This window comes from Collinsella aerofaciens (assembly GCF_027679495.1).
In the GTDB taxonomy this organism is placed as follows: Bacteria; Actinomycetota; Coriobacteriia; order Coriobacteriales; family Coriobacteriaceae; genus Collinsella; species Collinsella aerofaciens_AK.
Genome location: NZ_JAQEKC010000038.1, coordinates 1 through 15,687 on the forward strand (window position 1 = coordinate 1; position 15,687 = coordinate 15,687).

The 15,687-nt window shown below is 60.2% G+C and carries 17 protein-coding genes; all 17 read right to left on the reverse strand.

Going from position 1 to position 15,687, the window contains the following annotated elements:
- Positions 1-113: 113 nt before the first annotated feature.
- The gene (locus tag PGW49_RS09830; RefSeq protein ID WP_195247125.1) at positions 114-1,349 is read right to left on the reverse strand and encodes an LCP family protein; all 1,236 of its coding nucleotides are present in this window, start codon (positions 1,347-1,349) and stop codon (positions 114-116) included.
- 12 nt (positions 1,350-1,361) lie between these two features.
- A complete protein-coding gene (murA, locus tag PGW49_RS09835; RefSeq protein WP_035138796.1) occupies positions 1,362-2,645 on the reverse strand; it encodes a UDP-N-acetylglucosamine 1-carboxyvinyltransferase in 1,284 nt (427 codons plus the stop codon).
- Positions 2,646-2,733: 88 nt separating this feature from the next.
- Positions 2,734-3,126: an ATP synthase F1 subunit epsilon gene (gene atpC, locus PGW49_RS09840; protein ID WP_006235718.1), complete on the reverse strand. Its 393-nt coding sequence runs from the start codon at positions 3,124-3,126 to the stop codon at positions 2,734-2,736.
- Between the two features lie 3 nt (positions 3,127-3,129).
- Positions 3,130-4,584 (reverse strand): F0F1 ATP synthase subunit beta, encoded by a 1,455-nt coding sequence (gene atpD, locus PGW49_RS09845; RefSeq protein WP_006235717.1) that lies wholly within the window; start codon positions 4,582-4,584, stop codon positions 3,130-3,132.
- The gene (gene atpG, locus PGW49_RS09850; protein WP_055310126.1) at positions 4,584-5,492 is read right to left on the reverse strand and encodes an ATP synthase F1 subunit gamma; all 909 of its coding nucleotides are present in this window, start codon (positions 5,490-5,492) and stop codon (positions 4,584-4,586) included. The genes atpD and atpG overlap by 1 nt, the downstream gene beginning before the upstream one ends.
- Before the next feature lie 5 nt (positions 5,493-5,497).
- Positions 5,498-7,096: a F0F1 ATP synthase subunit alpha gene (gene atpA, locus PGW49_RS09855; RefSeq protein WP_035138794.1), complete on the reverse strand. Its 1,599-nt coding sequence runs from the start codon at positions 7,094-7,096 to the stop codon at positions 5,498-5,500.
- Positions 7,096-7,572 (reverse strand): F0F1 ATP synthase subunit delta, encoded by a 477-nt coding sequence (locus PGW49_RS09860; RefSeq protein ID WP_099432315.1) that lies wholly within the window; start codon positions 7,570-7,572, stop codon positions 7,096-7,098. The genes atpA and PGW49_RS09860 overlap by 1 nt, the downstream gene beginning before the upstream one ends.
- Entirely contained in the window at positions 7,562-8,164 is a 603-nt protein-coding gene (gene atpF / locus PGW49_RS09865) for a F0F1 ATP synthase subunit B (RefSeq protein WP_195192805.1), read from the reverse strand. Before atpF ends, PGW49_RS09860 begins: the two co-directional genes overlap by 11 nt.
- 15 nt (positions 8,165-8,179) lie before the next feature.
- Entirely contained in the window at positions 8,180-8,374 is a 195-nt protein-coding gene (locus PGW49_RS09870; RefSeq protein WP_022094262.1) for an ATP synthase subunit c family protein, read from the reverse strand.
- A 127-nt stretch (positions 8,375-8,501) separates the two neighbouring features.
- On the reverse strand, positions 8,502-9,305 hold the full coding sequence (atpB, locus tag PGW49_RS09875) for a F0F1 ATP synthase subunit A (protein ID WP_022094263.1): 804 nt from the start codon (positions 9,303-9,305) through the stop codon (positions 8,502-8,504).
- 3 nt (positions 9,306-9,308) lie between these two features.
- On the reverse strand, positions 9,309-9,620 hold the full coding sequence (locus PGW49_RS09880) for a hypothetical protein (RefSeq protein WP_118376864.1): 312 nt from the start codon (positions 9,618-9,620) through the stop codon (positions 9,309-9,311).
- A gap of 280 nt (positions 9,621-9,900) precedes the next feature.
- The gene (gene upp / locus PGW49_RS09885; RefSeq protein ID WP_195568703.1) at positions 9,901-10,548 is read right to left on the reverse strand and encodes a uracil phosphoribosyltransferase; all 648 of its coding nucleotides are present in this window, start codon (positions 10,546-10,548) and stop codon (positions 9,901-9,903) included.
- A 123-nt stretch (positions 10,549-10,671) separates the two neighbouring features.
- Complete coding sequence (glpK, locus tag PGW49_RS09890) at positions 10,672-12,213, reverse strand: glycerol kinase GlpK (protein WP_238057919.1); 1,542 nt, start codon at positions 12,211-12,213, stop codon at positions 10,672-10,674.
- 13 nt (positions 12,214-12,226) lie between these two features.
- The gene (locus tag PGW49_RS09895) at positions 12,227-12,970 is read right to left on the reverse strand and encodes an L-threonylcarbamoyladenylate synthase (protein WP_270226387.1); all 744 of its coding nucleotides are present in this window, start codon (positions 12,968-12,970) and stop codon (positions 12,227-12,229) included.
- Positions 12,971-13,118: 148 nt separating this feature from the next.
- Complete coding sequence (locus PGW49_RS09900; protein ID WP_006235701.1) at positions 13,119-13,421, reverse strand: helix-turn-helix domain-containing protein; 303 nt, start codon at positions 13,419-13,421, stop codon at positions 13,119-13,121.
- On the reverse strand, positions 13,408-13,803 hold the full coding sequence (locus PGW49_RS09905; RefSeq protein ID WP_156600864.1) for a type II toxin-antitoxin system RelE/ParE family toxin: 396 nt from the start codon (positions 13,801-13,803) through the stop codon (positions 13,408-13,410). Before PGW49_RS09905 ends, PGW49_RS09900 begins: the two co-directional genes overlap by 14 nt.
- Positions 13,804-13,878: 75 nt before the next feature.
- Positions 13,879-15,138 carry a N5-glutamine methyltransferase family protein gene (locus tag PGW49_RS09910; protein ID WP_270226389.1) on the reverse strand — a complete coding sequence of 420 codons (1,260 nt, stop codon included), beginning with the start codon at positions 15,136-15,138 and terminating at the stop codon, positions 13,879-13,881.
- Positions 15,139-15,687 lie beyond the last annotated feature (549 nt).

Sequence of the window (15,687 nt, forward strand, 5' to 3'; positions counted from 1 at the left end):
TGAAACGAGGCGGCATTGATCTTTTGATCATGCCGCCGAAGTTGAAAGGCAGATTGCCGCTCTGACGAGTTTGCAGCGTCAACTAGTTACGCGGTTCGTAGAACCGCGTAACTCTAGTAGTTGGCTTCGTAGCCGTTGCCGTCACCGGTGGGCTCTTCGTAGTAGTCCGAATCGCTTGAATCGCTTGAGTCATCGGAATCGTCAGAGCTGATCGATGAGGTTGCGGTACCGTTTGCGTAGTCGTCAGACGTGTTGTTGTTCAGGTCGCCAATCGTAGAGCTGGAACCGTCGGAAAGACCCATGGTGTTGGGACCCTTGGGATCCTTGCCGGCATCGACGCGCTCCATCATTTCCTTGAGCTCGTCCTCGTAGACAAAGACGTAGCTCACACCGTCGATCATGGTGCTGTCGTCGGCGTACGAGGGCAGGTTGGCCGAGTAGATACCGTCGACATCCATACCGCGCATGGCGTTGACCGTAGCCACGATATCCTGAACGCTCATATCGGTTACAAGCATATCGGACAGCGAATTAACCAGGCCAAAGATCTTCGTGGCATCGAAGTTATTGAGAATCTGGTTGGCAAGGGCGCCAAGCACCTGACGCTGGTGGCGCATGCGCGTGTAATCGCCGTCGGCATAGGTGTAGCGGCAGCGGGCATAGGTAAGGGCGGTGGCACCGTCCATATGCTGCTGGCCAGCGGTAATCTTAATATCCAGGTGCTCGGGGTCGTCAACATCATCGGTTGCGTTAATGTCGATACCGCCAACCGAATCAATCAGCGCCTGCATACCGTCGAAGCTGACCTCGGCATAGTGGGAAATCTGAACACCGCACAGCTCGTTGACCGCCTCGACCATGGCCTCGGCGCCGCCAACGGTATGGCAGGCGTTGATCTTCATGGTCTCGCCCTTGTACTCGACCTTGGTGTCGCGCGGAACGGAAATGAGCGTCGCCTGCTTTTGCGTGGGGTCGATGCGTGCCAGGATAATCGAGTCGGCACGATACGTATCCTCGCCCGGACGGCCGTCGGTGCCAAGAAGCAGCACGTAGAACGGATCCTTTGCCTCATCGGTGTCAACCAGAACCCGACGCAGATTGTCGGTAATGACATTAGAATCGCCGAGCTTGCCCATAATGGTGGCAAACCACAGGCCGGCAGCGGTAGTGGCACTCAGCAGCACACCAAGCACGACAATGAGCGCGACGTGACGAATCGTGTGGCTACGACGACGTTGACGAGCGCGCTCGGAATAGCGAGCCACGTTATCGCGACTGTAGATCTTGGCCTGCGCACCAGTTGAGGGTCTTCGGGCGGTGGTATCCGCGAGGGGCTTTTTATTAAACATAGGCAACCTGTATTAGTAGATGACGGGATCGGGGACGGTAGCATGCTCGACATGCGCGCCGAGCGCCTGCAGCTTTTCGACAAACTGCTCGTAGCCGCGCTTGATGTGATGGATAGCCGAAACCTCGGTCGTCCCGTCGGCGATCAAGCCCGCTACGACGAGGGCCGCTCCGCCACGCAGATCGGGCGAGGTAACCTGTGCACCCGAGAAACCCTTGACGCCATGAATCATGGCATGATGGCTCTCGATACGAATGTCGGCACCCATGCGCACCAGCTCAGAGGCAAACATAAAGCGATTCTCGAAGATGTTCTCGGTAATAACGGAACTGCCGTCGGCGAGAGCGGAGAGCACCATAATCTGCGCCTGCATGTCCGTCGGGAAGCCGGGGAACGGAAGCGTTTGGATGTCGACCGGCTTGATACGCTCGGCACGGTTCACATGGACGCCATCCTCGACGCGCTCGCAGTCGATACCCATGAGCTCCATCTTCTTGAGCACCATGCCCAAGTGAATGGGGCAAAAGCCCGTGACATCGACACCACGATCGTCGGCCATCAACGCACCGGCAACGATAAAGGTACCGGCCTCGATGCGGTCGCCCACTACGCGATGGGTAACAGGATGCAGTTCTTCCACGCCCTCGATGGTCACGACAGGCGTACCGGCGCCAACAATCTTGGCGCCCATCTCGTTGAGCATGTTGGCGAGATCGACGATCTCGGGCTCGCGGGCGGCATTGTCGATAACCGTGGTGCCCTGCGCGCGCACGGATGCCATGATGAGGTTCTCGGTCGCACCGACGCTGGCGAACTCGAGCGTAACGGTGGTACCGCGCAGACCTTGGGGCGCATTAGCGTTGATGTAGCCGTGGGCGGTATCGAACTCAACGCCCAGGGCCTCGAGACCAAGAATGTGCATATCGATCTTGCGAGCACCCAGGTTGCAGCCGCCCGGCATGGCGATCTTGGCGCGATGGAAGCGGCCCAGCAGGGGTCCCATCACGGCGGTGGAAGCACGCATCTTGGCGACGAGCTCGTAGGGGGCCTCCCAAGAATCGACCTGAGAGGTATCAATCTCGAGCGTGTGCTCGTCGAGAACATCGATCGTAGCGCCCATGCCCTTGAGCACCTTGCCCATCACGTGGACATCGGAAATATCGGGCACGTTCTGCAGCGTCGTCTTGCCCGGCGCCAGAAGCGTTGCCGCCATGAGTTTGAGTGCGGAGTTCTTGGCGCCCGAAACGGGCACGGAGCCTCCGATGGCGTGGCCACCCTCAACGCGGATAATATCCAAGGTCTACCCTTTCAAAAAGCATGCCCGGGATGGCTGAGCCATCCCGGGCATGATGTGTTCGCAAATGGTCGAACGCTAAATCGTTTGACTATTGGGCAAGCTTGAGCTTACACCATGCGATTTCATTATAGAGGTAGGCGCGGCGTGCATCATCCTCCGACAAATTACCCAGCTTCTCTTCAAAACCTTGAATATCAGCTTTAAGCTTGTCGGCATCGACGGTCGCCAAATCGCAAGCGCGCTCGGCGAGAACGGTCACGACATCGTCCGCAACCTGGGCATAGCCGCCGGCCACGGCAAACGTGTGGTCGACAGTGCCCATGGCCTTATCGGAAACGCGAACGTAACCGCGGTCGATCGTGCAGATCTCGCTGGAGTGAGCAGGCAGAACGCCAAACTCGCCATCCGTGGACGGAATCGACACAAACGCAGCGTCGCCCTCATAGGCGCAGCTCACGGGGCACACGATGCGGATACGCATAACCTACTTCTCCCCCATCTTGCGGGCGCGCTCGCGCACGTCCTCAATCGTGGAAGCATAGCGGAAAGCCTGCTCGGGCAGGTCATCGGCCTTGCCGTCGACAATCTCGGCGAAAGAGCGGACGGTATCCTCGACGCGGACGTAGACACCGGGGTTGCCGGTGAACTTCTCGGCGACGTGGAAGGACTGCGAGAGGAACTGCTGAATCTTACGGGCACGGTTGACCGTAAGGCGCTGCTCCTCGGACAGCTCGTCCATACCCAGAATGGCGATGATGTCCTGAAGGTCGGAGTACTCCTGCAGGAGCTCCTGGACCTTGACGGCGACACGGTAGTGCTCCTCGCCGACGATCGAGGGATCGAGAGCGTCGGAGGAAGATGCGAGCGGGTCGATAGCCGGGAACAGGCCGAGCGACGAAATGCTACGCGAAAGAACCGTGGTGGCGTCGAGGTGCGTAAACGTTGTGGCAGGCGCCGGGTCGGTCAGGTCGTCTGCGGGGACGTAGACAGCCTGGACGGAGGTAATGGAGCCCGTCTTGGTCGAGGTAATGCGCTCCTGGAGGTCGCCCATCTCGGTTGCCAGCGTGGGCTGGTAACCAACGGCGGACGGCATACGGCCCAGCAGTGCGGAAACCTCGGAACCTGCCTGGGAGAAGCGGAAGATGTTGTCGATGAACAGCAGAACGTCCTGGCCACGATCACGGAAATACTCAGCGGTAGTAAGGCCGGCCAGACCGATGCGCAGACGCGCTCCGGGCGGCTCGTTCATCTGACCATAGACCAAGCAGGTCTTGTCGATAACGCCAGACTCGCTCATCTCGAGGAACAGGTCGGTGCCCTCGCGGGTACGCTCGCCGACGCCGGTGAACACCGAGGTGCCGCCGTGCTCCTGGGCGAGGTTGTTGATGAGCTCCTGAATCAGAACGGTCTTGCCGACGCCGGCGCCGCCGAACAGGCCCGTCTTGCCGCCACGGATGTAGGGCTCGAGCAGGTCGACAGCCTTGATGCCGGTCTCGAAGATCTCGGTCTTGGTGGTGAGCTCGTCGAAACGGGGCGCTGCATGGTGGATGGGGTAGAACTCCTCCACCTCGGGCATGGGCTTGCCGTCGACGGGCTTGCCCATGACGTTCCAAATGCGGCCGAGCGTCTTGGGACCAACGGGCATCTTCATGGGCTCACCGGTATCGGTGGCGATGAGGCCGCGCTGCAGGCCGTCGGTCGAGGACATGGCGACCGTGCGGACGACGCCGCCCGGAAGCTGGCTCTCGACCTCGAGGATCGTGCTCAGGTGACCGATCGGGGTCTCGGCCTCGACCGTGAGCGCGTTGTAGATCGGGGGCACCGCGCCGTCAAACTTGACGTCGACGACAGGGCCGATGATTCGCACGATGCGACCATCACCGGCAGTCGTCTTCTTGGTGGCTTCCTCGACCGCAAGCTTTACGGTGTTATTAGCCATTACTGTTCCTCCAATGCTGAGGCTCCGCCGACGATCTCGTTAATCTCGGTCGTGATCGAAGCCTGGCGCACGCGACTATACGTGCGGGTAAGGGTCGAGATGATCGCGGTGGCGTTTTCCGTCGCGGAGTGCATGGCCTTGCGGCGTGCACCCTGCTCGGCAGCCGCCGAATCGATCAGGGCCTGGTAGATGACCGTCAGGATATAAGACGGCACAAGCTTGCCGAGAACATGCTCGGGAGAGGGCACGAACTCGAACGTGGACGAGATGCGCTTAGGGGCGTCGGTCTCGTTCTTACGCGGACCGTGGGCCATAGCGATCATCTCGGGGTCGAGCGGCAACAGATGCTCGACGCGAAGCTCCTGATCCACGCGGTTCTTGGCGTGGTGGTAGACAAGCTCGACACGGTCAAGCTCACCGGCACGATACGCATCGCAGATATGAGAGGAGATCATGCGGGCCTGATTGAAATCGGGCTCAGAGGAGTTGCCCTCAAAGTGCATGACGACGTTTTCGCGGTCACGGAAATACGTGGCCGGTTTGCGCCCACACGCGATGATCTCGCACTCGATGCCGTCGTTCGCCCAAGAAGCGGCGAGCTTTTCGGCCGTGCGCTCCACCGTCGTATTGAAACCGCCGGCAAGGCCGCGGTCCGAGGCAATAACGACAATCAGGCCATGCTTGACGCTCTCATGCTTCTGCAGCATGGGATCGGTGCCCGAACAGGAGGCGTCGCCGGCGACCGTCAACATGACGTCGGTCAGCGCCTCCTTATAGGGCTCGGCCTGCTTGGAGCGATCGAGAGCACGACGGATCTTGGCCGTAGAGACCATCTCCATCGTGCGCGTGATCTGCTTGGTCGTGGTAACCGAGGAGATTCGCTTCTTAATGTCGCGAAGGTTGGCCATGGGGCTTAGTTCTCCTCTGATCCAGAAACATCCGAATGGTGCTTGGCCATGAACTGCTGCTTGAAGTCGCCGATGACGCGCAAGAGCTCAGCCTTGGTGTCATCATCGATCTTCTTGGCGCGAACCTTGTCGAGCAGCGAGCCAAAGCCATTGTCCATGTACTCGATGAGCTCGGCACGGAAAGGCAGCACGTCGGCAATCTCCAGGTCATCCAGGAAGCCCTCGTTGCCAGCGAACAGCGTAACGATCTGCTCGCCAACCTCAAACGGCTTGTAGCGCGGCTGCTTAAGGAGCTCAGTCATGCGAGCGCCGTGGGTAAGCTGCTTTTGCGTGGCCTCGTCGAGGTCGGAGCCGAACTGTGTGAAGCCGGCGAGCTCCTGGTACGAAGCAAGGTCCAGACGGAGGTTGCCGGCGACCTGCTTCATGGCCTTGGTCTGTGCGTCGCCACCGACGCGGGACACGGAAATGCCCACGTCGACTGCCGGGCGCTGGCCCTGGAAGAAAAGCTCGGACTGCAGGTAGATCTGACCATCGGTAATGGAAATGACGTTGGTCGGAATGTAGGCCGAGACGTCGCCGTCCTGGGTCTCGATGATCGGAAGAGCCGTCATGGAGCCGTAACCGTTCTTCTTGGACATCTTGACTGCACGCTCGAGCAGACGAGAGTGCAGGTAGAAGATGTCGCCAGGATAGGCCTCGCGTCCGGGCGGACGATGCAGCGTCAGCGACATCTGACGGTAGGCCACGGCCTGCTTGGACAGGTCGTCGTAGATGACGAGCACGTGGCCACCGGGGTTGGTCTCGCTGGCGGGCTTGCCGTCCTCACCGTTGTACATGAAGAACTCGCCGATAGCGGCACCGGCCATAGGCGCGATGTACTGCATAGGGGCGGAATCGGCAGCGGTGGCCGAAACGATAATGGTGTAGTCGAGCGCACCGTGCTGAGCGAGGGTCTCGCGGATGTTGGCAACCGTGGAGGCCTTCTGGCCGATGGCGACATAGATGCAGACCATGCCCTTACCGCGCTGGTTGAGGATAGCGTCGATGGCGATGGCGGTCTTACCGGTCTTACGGTCGCCGATGATGAGCTCACGCTGACCGCGGCCAATAGGCACCATGGAGTCGATAGCGAGCAGACCGGTCTGAACCGGCTCACACACCGGGGTACGGTCGATGACGCCGGGGGCCTTGAACTCGATGGGGCGACGGTGCGTGGCGACGATGTCGCCCAGGCCGTCGATGGGCTGGCCGAGCGGATTGACGACGCGGCCGAGCATGGCGCGGCTCACAGGGATATCCATAATGCGGCCAGTGGTGCGGCACTCGTCGCCTTCCTTGATGGAGTCGACGGCACCAAACAGAACGGCGCCGACCTCGTCACGGTCAAGGTTCTGGGCAAGGCCGAAGACGGTCTCACCGGTATCGGAGCTCTTGAACTCCAGAAGCTCGCCTGCCATGGCGCTCTTGAGGCCGGAGACGCGCGCGATGCCGTCGCCTACCTCGTCGACCGTTGAAACCTCATGCGTATCGACCGTCGCGGAGAGGCTCGTGAGCTGCTCCTGCAGTTTCTTGGCGATATCCTGGGCATTGAGGGTTTCGGACATTAGGCTTCACCTCCGTACGAATTAGCAGAGTTTGCGAGGGTCTCCTGCGCGACGCGCAGCTGCGTCTTGACGGAAATGTCACGACGCTCGCCGCGGGCCTCGAGCACCAGGCCGCCCACGATAGACGGGTCGACCTGCTCGATAAGGAATACCTTGCGGCCGAAGTCCTGCTCGCATTTCTTAGTGATGGTTTGACGCAGCTCGTCGTCGAGCGGGATCGCCGTGGTGACGGTCACGCCCACTACATCCTCGTCTTCCTCGGCAACATACTTAAAGGCAGCTGCCACCTTGGGAAGAAGGTCGAGCTGGTCGCGCTTGGACATGGTGTCGAGCACGGCGATGATCTCGGGGCTGGCGCTAGCCAGGCGCTCGATCATCTCGAGGTCCTCGAACACATGGTTCTCGGCCTTGGCGGCTTCCAAAAGGGAGCGCGCGTAAGTCTCGAGCACCTTGTCCTGATAGCGGCTAGTCGGCATTCAGGCTACCTGCTTCCTGGATGTAGCGCTCGATGAGCTTCTTCTGCTCGCCCTCGTCCTCGAGTGCCTCGCCCACGATCTTGGTGGCGACAGCAACGGACAGGTCGGCGATGGAGCTCGCGGCACCGGCGTAGATGGACTTGCGCTCGTCCTCGACGGTCGTGTGGGCCTTGGCGATGATCTCCTCGGCCTCCTTGTGAGCAGCCTCGATGATACGGGCGCGCTCGGACTCGGCGTCCTTACGGGCCTCGAGAACGATGTCGGCAGCCTGACGACGGGCGTCGGTGACGATCGAGTCGGACTCAGCGCGCTTGGCGATAGCCTCCTGCTTGGTCTTCTCGGCCTCGTCGAGGCTCTCCTCGATCTTCTTGCCGCGCTCCTCCATGGTTTTCATGATGCCCGGCAGGGCGACCTTGGCCAGCACGATCCAGATGATCAGGAAGGCGATAAGCGCCGGGATGAACTCCGCCATCTTAGGGATGAGGATGTCCGCACCGGCAGCGCCGTCCTCGGCGAACGCGGAAACCGGCATGAGCAGCGCGGCCGCGGACGCGGAGAGTGCGATCGCGCTCTTCTGGGATGAAAGATTCATACTTGACGCTCCGTGCTATTTAACGATCAGCGCGACAACGAAGCCGATCAGAGCCAGAGCCTCGCCGAAGGCGGAGCCCATGATGAAGACGGTGAACACGCGGCCCTGGACCTCAGGCTGACGGGCCATAGCACCCGTAGCACCCAGAGCAGACAGGCCGATAGCAAGACCAGCGCCGATAACACCGAGACCGTAACCGATAACTCCCACGATTCCTCCTTTGTCGTGCGTGTCTTATTTCACGCAGGATAACCTTTTTATAACTGCCGGGCTCCATGGGTACGGGCACCGGCGGTTTAACGAATTGCCTTACCTTTAAGGCGCGAACGGAAGACTACTACTCCTCCTCCGCGACCTCCTCTGCCTCGGAGACATACACGGCGGTAAGGACCGTGAAGACGTAAGCCTGGATGGCGCCGACCACGAGCTCAATCGCATAGATCAGGATGAGGATGGCAAGCCAGGCCAGCGAAGGCAGGGCGCCGACGGCGTGGGCCGCGGAAACCTGCTGAAGCAGCGGCTGCATGAACATGCTCGCCATGATGGCGAACGAGCCCATGACCACGTGTCCTGCGAACATGTTGCAGAACAGACGGACGGCGAGCGTGATGAGGCGCAGGAAGGTCGAGAAAAGCTCGACGACCCACACAAGCACGTTCATCGGGAAGCTCACGCCCTGCGGGGCGAGGCTCTTGATGTAGCCGATCACGCCGTGAGCCTTGCATCCGTAGTAGATGAAGTACACGAAGGCGAAGATGGCGAGCGCAGCGGTGGAGCCGATTGCGCCGGTGCCGGGCTTCATTCCCGGGATCAGGCCGATCATGTTATTGATCAGGATGAACAGGAAAAGCGAGCACAGGAACGGGAAGTGCTTCTTCCAGTTCTCACCCACGACGCCCTTGCCGATATCGTTCTCGACGTACTCGATGATGTACTCGAAACCGTTGACGAAGAAGCCCTTGGGAACCAGGGTCTGCTTCTTCTTGAACACGGCCAGGACGATCAGGAGCACGATCGTGGAGACGATCAGCCAAAACGAGTACTGCGTGATGCCGCAGCTCAGATCGCCCACGACAGGGGTGGAGCTGAACTCGCTGACCAGATGATTAATCTCATCAGGCAGCTTTTCAAAAATTTCCACGACTTACCTTTCGACCTCATGAGGATCTCGCAGCGCCTTGGCGACGCGAACCGTGCAGGCGGCCATAAAGGCCACGAAGCCAATCGCCTCGCCCAGGAGGAACATGCGAAATGCCTCTCCGAACAACGCAAACACAACCAAGGTAAAGACGAGCAGGGCGACTGCCGAGACCGCCAGACTCACCATGCCCTTGAGCATGTCCGCATTCTGCTTATCGTCAAGAACCGGCTTGAGCGTAAAGACAAAGGGAAGGAAGGCAATTGCGCCCGCGATGGCGCCTGCAACGATAGCGAGCAGATCGGCTATCTGAAACACTGGCTTCCTCGCTTTCCTTTTTAACGCCTCACAGCACAGTCCCAGCCAAACATTGGTGACTATTGTACGAGCCAATCGCTAAAGTACAACCGTAAAACAAACGGTTAATACGCACCTGTACGTTTTCTTAAGGCCTTCTTTATGCCGCAGGTACGGTAATACGTTTTTTCGAACCCCTCAGCGCAAAACGTCCGTTAACAGAAGTGCGCGTGGACGACTTTTGCTCGCCCGCGCGCACCATTTCTTCGTATTTGTGACCGTAGCCGACAAGGCCCAACGACTAGAGCGTACCGTAGATGCGGTCGCCGGCGTCGCCCAGGCCGGGAACGATGTAGGCGGCCTCGTTGAGATGGTCATCGATGGCGCAGGTATAAATATGTACGTCGGGGTCCTTTTCGGTCAGTGACTTGAGGCCCTCGGGCGCGGCGACGATACACAGCATGCGAATATCCTTAACACCGCGCTCGCGCAGGTAGCTGATGGCCATCTCGGCCGAACCGCCCGTGGCGAGCATGGGGTCAACAACCAGGCAGATGCGCTGGTCGATATCCTTGGGCATCTTGCAGTAATACTCATGCGGCTCGTGGGTAACCTCGTCACGCTCCATACCGATGTGGCCCACGCGAGCGGAGGGCACCAGGTCGAGGATGCCATCGACCATGCCGAGGCCCGCACGCAGGATGGGAACAATGGCGAGCTTCTTGCCGGCAAGCTGCTTAAACATGGCGGTGGTGATGGGAGTCTCGACCTCGACGTCTTCCATGGGCAGGTCGCGCATGGCCTCGTAGCCGTCAAAGAGCGCAAGCTCGCGCACGAGCTGGCGGAACTGGTTGGTGCCAGTGCTCTTGTCGCGCAAGATCGACAGCTTGTGCTGGACGAGCGGATGGTCGACAAGCGTCACGCGGGACGTATCGTAGGTGACGGTCATGGGTTGATTGCCCCTTTCGTTGCGGCCGGAAGATGGCCTTGCTGACAAGACGCCTGGCGACGTTGTTGCCTCGCGCCGTGCATAAGTTTAACGGTTTGTTGTATCGAGCAGCTCGTCGCAACCCTACTGAGCGGTGTTGAGCGAACGCTTGACGGCATCACGCCAACCAGCGAGGTTGCTCTCACGGCGCTCGGCGGACATGTGAGGATGGAAGACTTTGACGATCTGAGCGTTTTGCTCCAGCTCCTCCAAATCCTCCCAATAGCCGACAGCAAGGCCCGCCAAGTACGCGGCGCCAATCGCCGTGGTCTCCACCGTCTCGCACTGCAGCACGGGAATATCCAGCAGATCAGCCTGGAATTGCATGATGAACTCGTTGCGCGAGGCACCGCCATCGACGGACAGGCGCTCAATCGAAAGTCCCACGTCCTGCTCCATGGCGCGCAGCACGTCATAGCTCTGGTAGGCCATGGACTCGCAGGCCGCACGCACAATGGTCGCGCGACTCGAGGCGCCGGTCAGGCCGCACACGATACCGCGAGCATGCGGGTCCCACCAGGGAGCGCCCAGGCCTGCGAAGGCGGGAACGAAGTAGCAGCCCTCGTTGTCGTTAATCGAAGTGGCGAGTTGCGCGGACTCGCTCACGCTCGAGATGATGCCCATGTTGTTGCGCAGCCAGTTCATGGTTGAGCCGGCGGCAAAGATAGAACCCTCGAGCGCATAGCTGATCTTGCCGTCCGCGGCGATACCGATCGTGGAGACCAAACCGTTCTTGGATTCGACGATCTCGTCGCCGGTGTTCATGAGCATAAAGCAGCCCGTGCCATAGGTGTTTTTGGTCTGGCCGGGATGGAAGCAGCAGTGGCCGAACAGCGACGCCTGCTGGTCGCCCGCCACGCCCATGATGGGTGGCATGTTGGTCATGATGTCGCTCGCGACGCGGCCGTAGTCGCCCGAGCTCCAACGAACCTCGGGCATCATGGAACGTGGGACGTCGAAAAGCGCCAGCAGATCGTCGTCCCAATCGAGCGCATGGATATTAAAGAGCGCGGTGCGGCTGGCATTGGTGTAGTCGGTGGCAAAGACCTGACCGCCGGTGAGGTTGTAGATGAGCCAGGTGTCGATGGTGCCGAACATGAGGTCGCCCGCCGCCGCGCTCTCACGCGCACCGTCGACGTTATCGAGAATCCACTGCACCTTGGAGGCCGAGAAATACGGGTCGAGCGTAAGCCCCGTGCGGGAGCGCACCAGCTCTTCTGCGCCCTGCTCAACCAGCTCGTCGATCAGAGGTGCGGTGCGACGGCATTGCCACACGATGGCGTTATAGATGGGTTGGCCGCTTATGCGGTCCCACACCACCGTGGTCTCGCGCTGGTTGGAGATACCGATGGCGGCGATGCGGTCAGAATGGATGCCGCTCTTAAACTGAACCTCCATCATCACGCCGATCTGGCTGGCAAGCACCTCCGTGGGATCCTGCTCCACCCAGCCGGGGCGCGGGAAGCTGGTTTTGACGCTACGGCGCGCCTGGGCGACGATGCAGCCGTACTCGTCGACGATGGTCGCGAGTACCGAGGTGGTGCCGCAGTCGAGCGCCATGATGTAGGAACCGCCAAAGCTAAACGAGGCGTCTTCCATACCCAGGCTACCTAGATTCAACGACATCGCTTACACCTTTCTATTGCATCGGGTCGGACAGGACCCGTTCGATCTCTGATGCGGGAAGCGCGCCTTGGCGCAGGATCTGGAGCTCGCCGTGCTGAAACGACACGATGGTTGAGGCGTCGCGACACGGGGTCTCACCGGCGTCGACGGCCACATCGACCCCCTTCAGGATGCGCTCCTCCACCGTGACAAAACTTGCCGGCGCGGGCGCGCCATGCGTGTTGGCGCTGGTGCAGGCAAGAGGGCTACCGCAGGCGCGGATGAGCGCCTGCACCACGGGCGAGGCCGAAGCGCGAAGTGCCACCGTGTCGTCGGCGGCGCGCATAAAGGTCGGCACGCAGGGGGCCGCCTTGACCACGATAGTCAGGGCGCCCGGCCAGCATCGTCGGGCGAGCACGCGGGCCTCGTTAGGGATATCCACGCCATAGCGGTCGAGTGCCTCGGCATCATCGACCAGCCAGGCAACCGTTTGGGTGAGCTCGCGCTGCTTGAGGGTAAAGATGCGACGGTAGCCGGTACCGAGTGCGGGGACCGCGGCGCCGTTGACGGTGGCCTGCGGATCGCGCGGCCACGGCAGAGGTTCACTTGTATCTTGTGGAACGGCATCCGAGAAGGCGTTGACCGCCACGGCGACACCGTAGACCGTCTCGGTTGGAATAAGCGCCAGGCCGCCGCGACCGAGTAGCTCGGCCGTGCGCTCGACTGCAAGCCGATGTGGCTCGCGCGCTCCCTCGTATACCCGATAGACCGTCTGCATGTGTATGCCAGCCCCTTACGCTCTGGTGCAAGTTTGTTTACTGTGGGGCATTCTCGCACGAAACGTTCAACCTATTTGCCCAGAGCGCATGTTGGTTTGGTGAGCGGCTCTAGTAGTCGGTGAAAGTGAGGGGGTTAATTGAAGATTATTAGCGCGCAAGCGTAACGGTACGATCGGGAAACTCGATGCTTGCAACCAGTTTTCCGCCGAGGCTCTCTGCGTACCTGCTCAGCGTGTCAAGCCTCATCGAACCCAATTCCCCACGCTCGAGCTCGGATACGCGTTTTTGAGAAACGCCCATCGATTGGGCGACCGACGCCTGTGTTAGATCTTTTAGCCTGCGAATCTGAGCAAGCTTATAGGCTTCGATACGATCGCGAGTCCTCTCCTGCTCGGCGGTAATGGAGTCGCGTGTTATCCCGCGAGATTCCATATACTCATGCAGTTCCATCTCGATCGAGCCTCCTTACGTGGCGACGGTATATTTGCTCGGCCTTTGGAATGTTGATCGCATACCAGCCGTTCCATTTTGCCCTTGACGATCCCGCTCGCGACTTATCACCCGCCAATAGCAATACCGCCTGGCGCTTGGGGTCAAAGGCGAAGAGGATGCGGATCACCTGCCCACCACATGAAGTCACTCTCAGCTCCTTTAAATGATGAAGCTTCGAGCCCTTGACACGGTCAACCAGTGGACGACCAAGGCTGGGACCTTCCTTCTCGAGCACCAAAAGGTCTGCATAAATCTGCTTCAGCGTAGCTTCATCCTGCTCATCAAGCCAAGGTTCAATGTAATCAAGCACGATACGGTACCGATGCAGCTGATTTGACATACCTTTCTCCTTCTATAATAGAAGTTTTACGGTATATTGCAAGAGCAAACTTGAGCAAATGTCTATTAGTTCAGCTTAGATACGCTGCTTGGGCTCGGTGACGATGGCTCGAACGATGCGGGGGCGATCGGTGAGGTCGTGGACGATGCGCACGTCCGACAGACCCGCTTGACGACAGAGCTCGGCCGCAGCGTCGAGCGCGCCCTCGTAGAGCTCGCAGGCAAACAGGCCGCCGGCGCGCAGCATGTAGGGCGCCGCGTTGAGCAGACGGCGGAAGATATCGAGGCCGTCGGCGCCGCCCTCGAGCGCCAGGTCGGGCTCAAAGTCCTTGACCTCGTGCGGCAGTGAGCGCATGACATCGGTGGGGATGTAGGGCGGGTTGGAGACGAGTACGTCAAAGGTGCCCCACTCTTCGCGGGGAATGGAACTCACCAGGTTCGTGAGGCTGAAGGCGACCTCGTCGGACGTGAGGCCAAGCGCATCGCGGTTTTTGGTAGCAAGGTCGATGGCGCGCGGCTCGATATCGGTAGCGGTGCAGGTAACGTGGCCGCGACGCTCCCAGGCAAGCGAGAGCGAGATGCAGCCCGTGCCGCAGCCGACCTCGAGAACGCGGGCAGTGCGGGGCCCGGCTGGAGCAGGTACGTTGGCCTCGGCGGCATCTTGCACGAGAGTCGTCTGTTGGTCGTTGCCCTCAATGGCGATGCCGTATTCGTCGAGCTCGGGCTCGGCGGCTTCCGCGGCTTCGGCTTCTGCTGCCTGCGCGGCGGCTTCCTCGGCCTCGCGGTCGGCCAGTTCCTCGGCATAGGCACGGCTGCCCAGTACGTCGCTGCCTAGCGCCGCCTCATCGGCCGCCGTCAGGTTGGCGGCACGGCGCTCGGCGGTCGCGCGTTCGTCGGCCAGCGCCGCCTCGGCTTTGCGAGCCTGCTCGACCTCATCGTTCCAAGGCAGCTCCACGCGCTGGCGGGCGGCGGCCTCGGGGCTCAGCACCTCGGCATCCAGATAGTTCAGGACTTCTTCGACGAGCATCTCGGTCTCGGGGCGCGGGATGAGCACGCCGGGGGCGCACGCGACGTCGATCATGCGAAACTGCGTGCTACCGGTGATGTACTGCAGCGGCTCGCCCTTTGCGCGACGGACGACCGCCGCGTGCATGGTCTCGAGCTGCGCTGCGTCGAGCGTCTCGTCCATGCGCATATACAAGTCGATACGCGCCAGGCCCGTTGCTGCGCACAGCAGCCACTCGGCAGAAAGACGGGGATGCTCCTCACCGCGCTCGGCCAGGTACTCCTTGGTCCACTCGAGACAACGCTTGATGGTCCAGATCTCGTTTGCCATGGGGTCCTCCCCTCTTAAGCGCCGGGCGGCGCGCGAATGTCGGAGCAGATTGTACGCGAGGGTGGCACGCGGCAAGGGGCGATTGGAAGCGATTATCGAGAATCAGCCCAGAATTTTGCTTGGAGCCTGCCTAGAGTGTTCATTCGTCGACGTCTAAATCTGCATCCGTCAAGCTTTTGGCAAGGTTGCCCCTAACCTGACCAATATCTAACCAAGAACTTGCCAAATCACTTGACGCGCGACGCATCAAAAATCGCCCCGCGACTTCTTGAACGATTTTTCGAGCAATATTTCCAATAGCAGATGCACACCGTTAATTGCTTTAAGCAGGTAAGCAGCTCAAAGGCCATCACAGCTTATTGAATAACATCTCAAAGCAATGTGCCCAACCTAGTCATTTAAGAACGTCCCCAATGACTACCCCAGAGCAAGGCAACGCCGCAGGTAGAGAACGGACAGCGAGCGGGTCGCATTTGAGACAAGGTGACGTGAAATCAGAACCACCCTTAAAAAGGGTGGTTTGCTCTTAGGGTATAACCCACGGGCCCC

Bases quoted from the DNA above. Each gene is read 5' to 3' on its own strand.
- PGW49_RS09830 (WP_195247125.1), bottom strand. From the start codon at position 1,349: ATGTTTAATAAAAAGCCCCTCGCGGATACCACCGCCCGAAGACCCTCA.
- atpC (WP_006235718.1), bottom strand. From the start codon at position 3,126: ATGCGTATCCGCATCGTGTGCCCCGTGAGCTGCGCCTATGAGGGCGAC.
- atpD (WP_006235717.1), bottom strand. From the start codon at position 4,584: ATGGCTAATAACACCGTAAAGCTTGCGGTCGAGGAAGCCACCAAGAAG.
- atpG (WP_055310126.1), bottom strand. From the start codon at position 5,492: ATGGCCAACCTTCGCGACATTAAGAAGCGAATCTCCTCGGTTACCACG.
- atpA (WP_035138794.1), bottom strand. From the start codon at position 7,096: ATGTCCGAAACCCTCAATGCCCAGGATATCGCCAAGAAACTGCAGGAG.
- PGW49_RS09860 (WP_099432315.1), bottom strand. From the start codon at position 7,572: ATGCCGACTAGCCGCTATCAGGACAAGGTGCTCGAGACTTACGCGCGC.
- atpF (WP_195192805.1), bottom strand. From the start codon at position 8,164: ATGAATCTTTCATCCCAGAAGAGCGCGATCGCACTCTCCGCGTCCGCG.
- upp (WP_195568703.1), bottom strand. From the start codon at position 10,548: ATGACCGTCACCTACGATACGTCCCGCGTGACGCTTGTCGACCATCCG.
- glpK (WP_238057919.1), bottom strand. From the start codon at position 12,213: ATGTCGTTGAATCTAGGTAGCCTGGGTATGGAAGACGCCTCGTTTAGC.
- PGW49_RS09895 (WP_270226387.1), bottom strand. From the start codon at position 12,970: ATGCAGACGGTCTATCGGGTATACGAGGGAGCGCGCGAGCCACATCGG.
- PGW49_RS09900 (WP_006235701.1), bottom strand. From the start codon at position 13,421: ATGGAACTGCATGAGTATATGGAATCTCGCGGGATAACACGCGACTCC.
- PGW49_RS09905 (WP_156600864.1), bottom strand. From the start codon at position 13,803: ATGTCAAATCAGCTGCATCGGTACCGTATCGTGCTTGATTACATTGAA.
- PGW49_RS09910 (WP_270226389.1), bottom strand. From the start codon at position 15,138: ATGGCAAACGAGATCTGGACCATCAAGCGTTGTCTCGAGTGGACCAAG.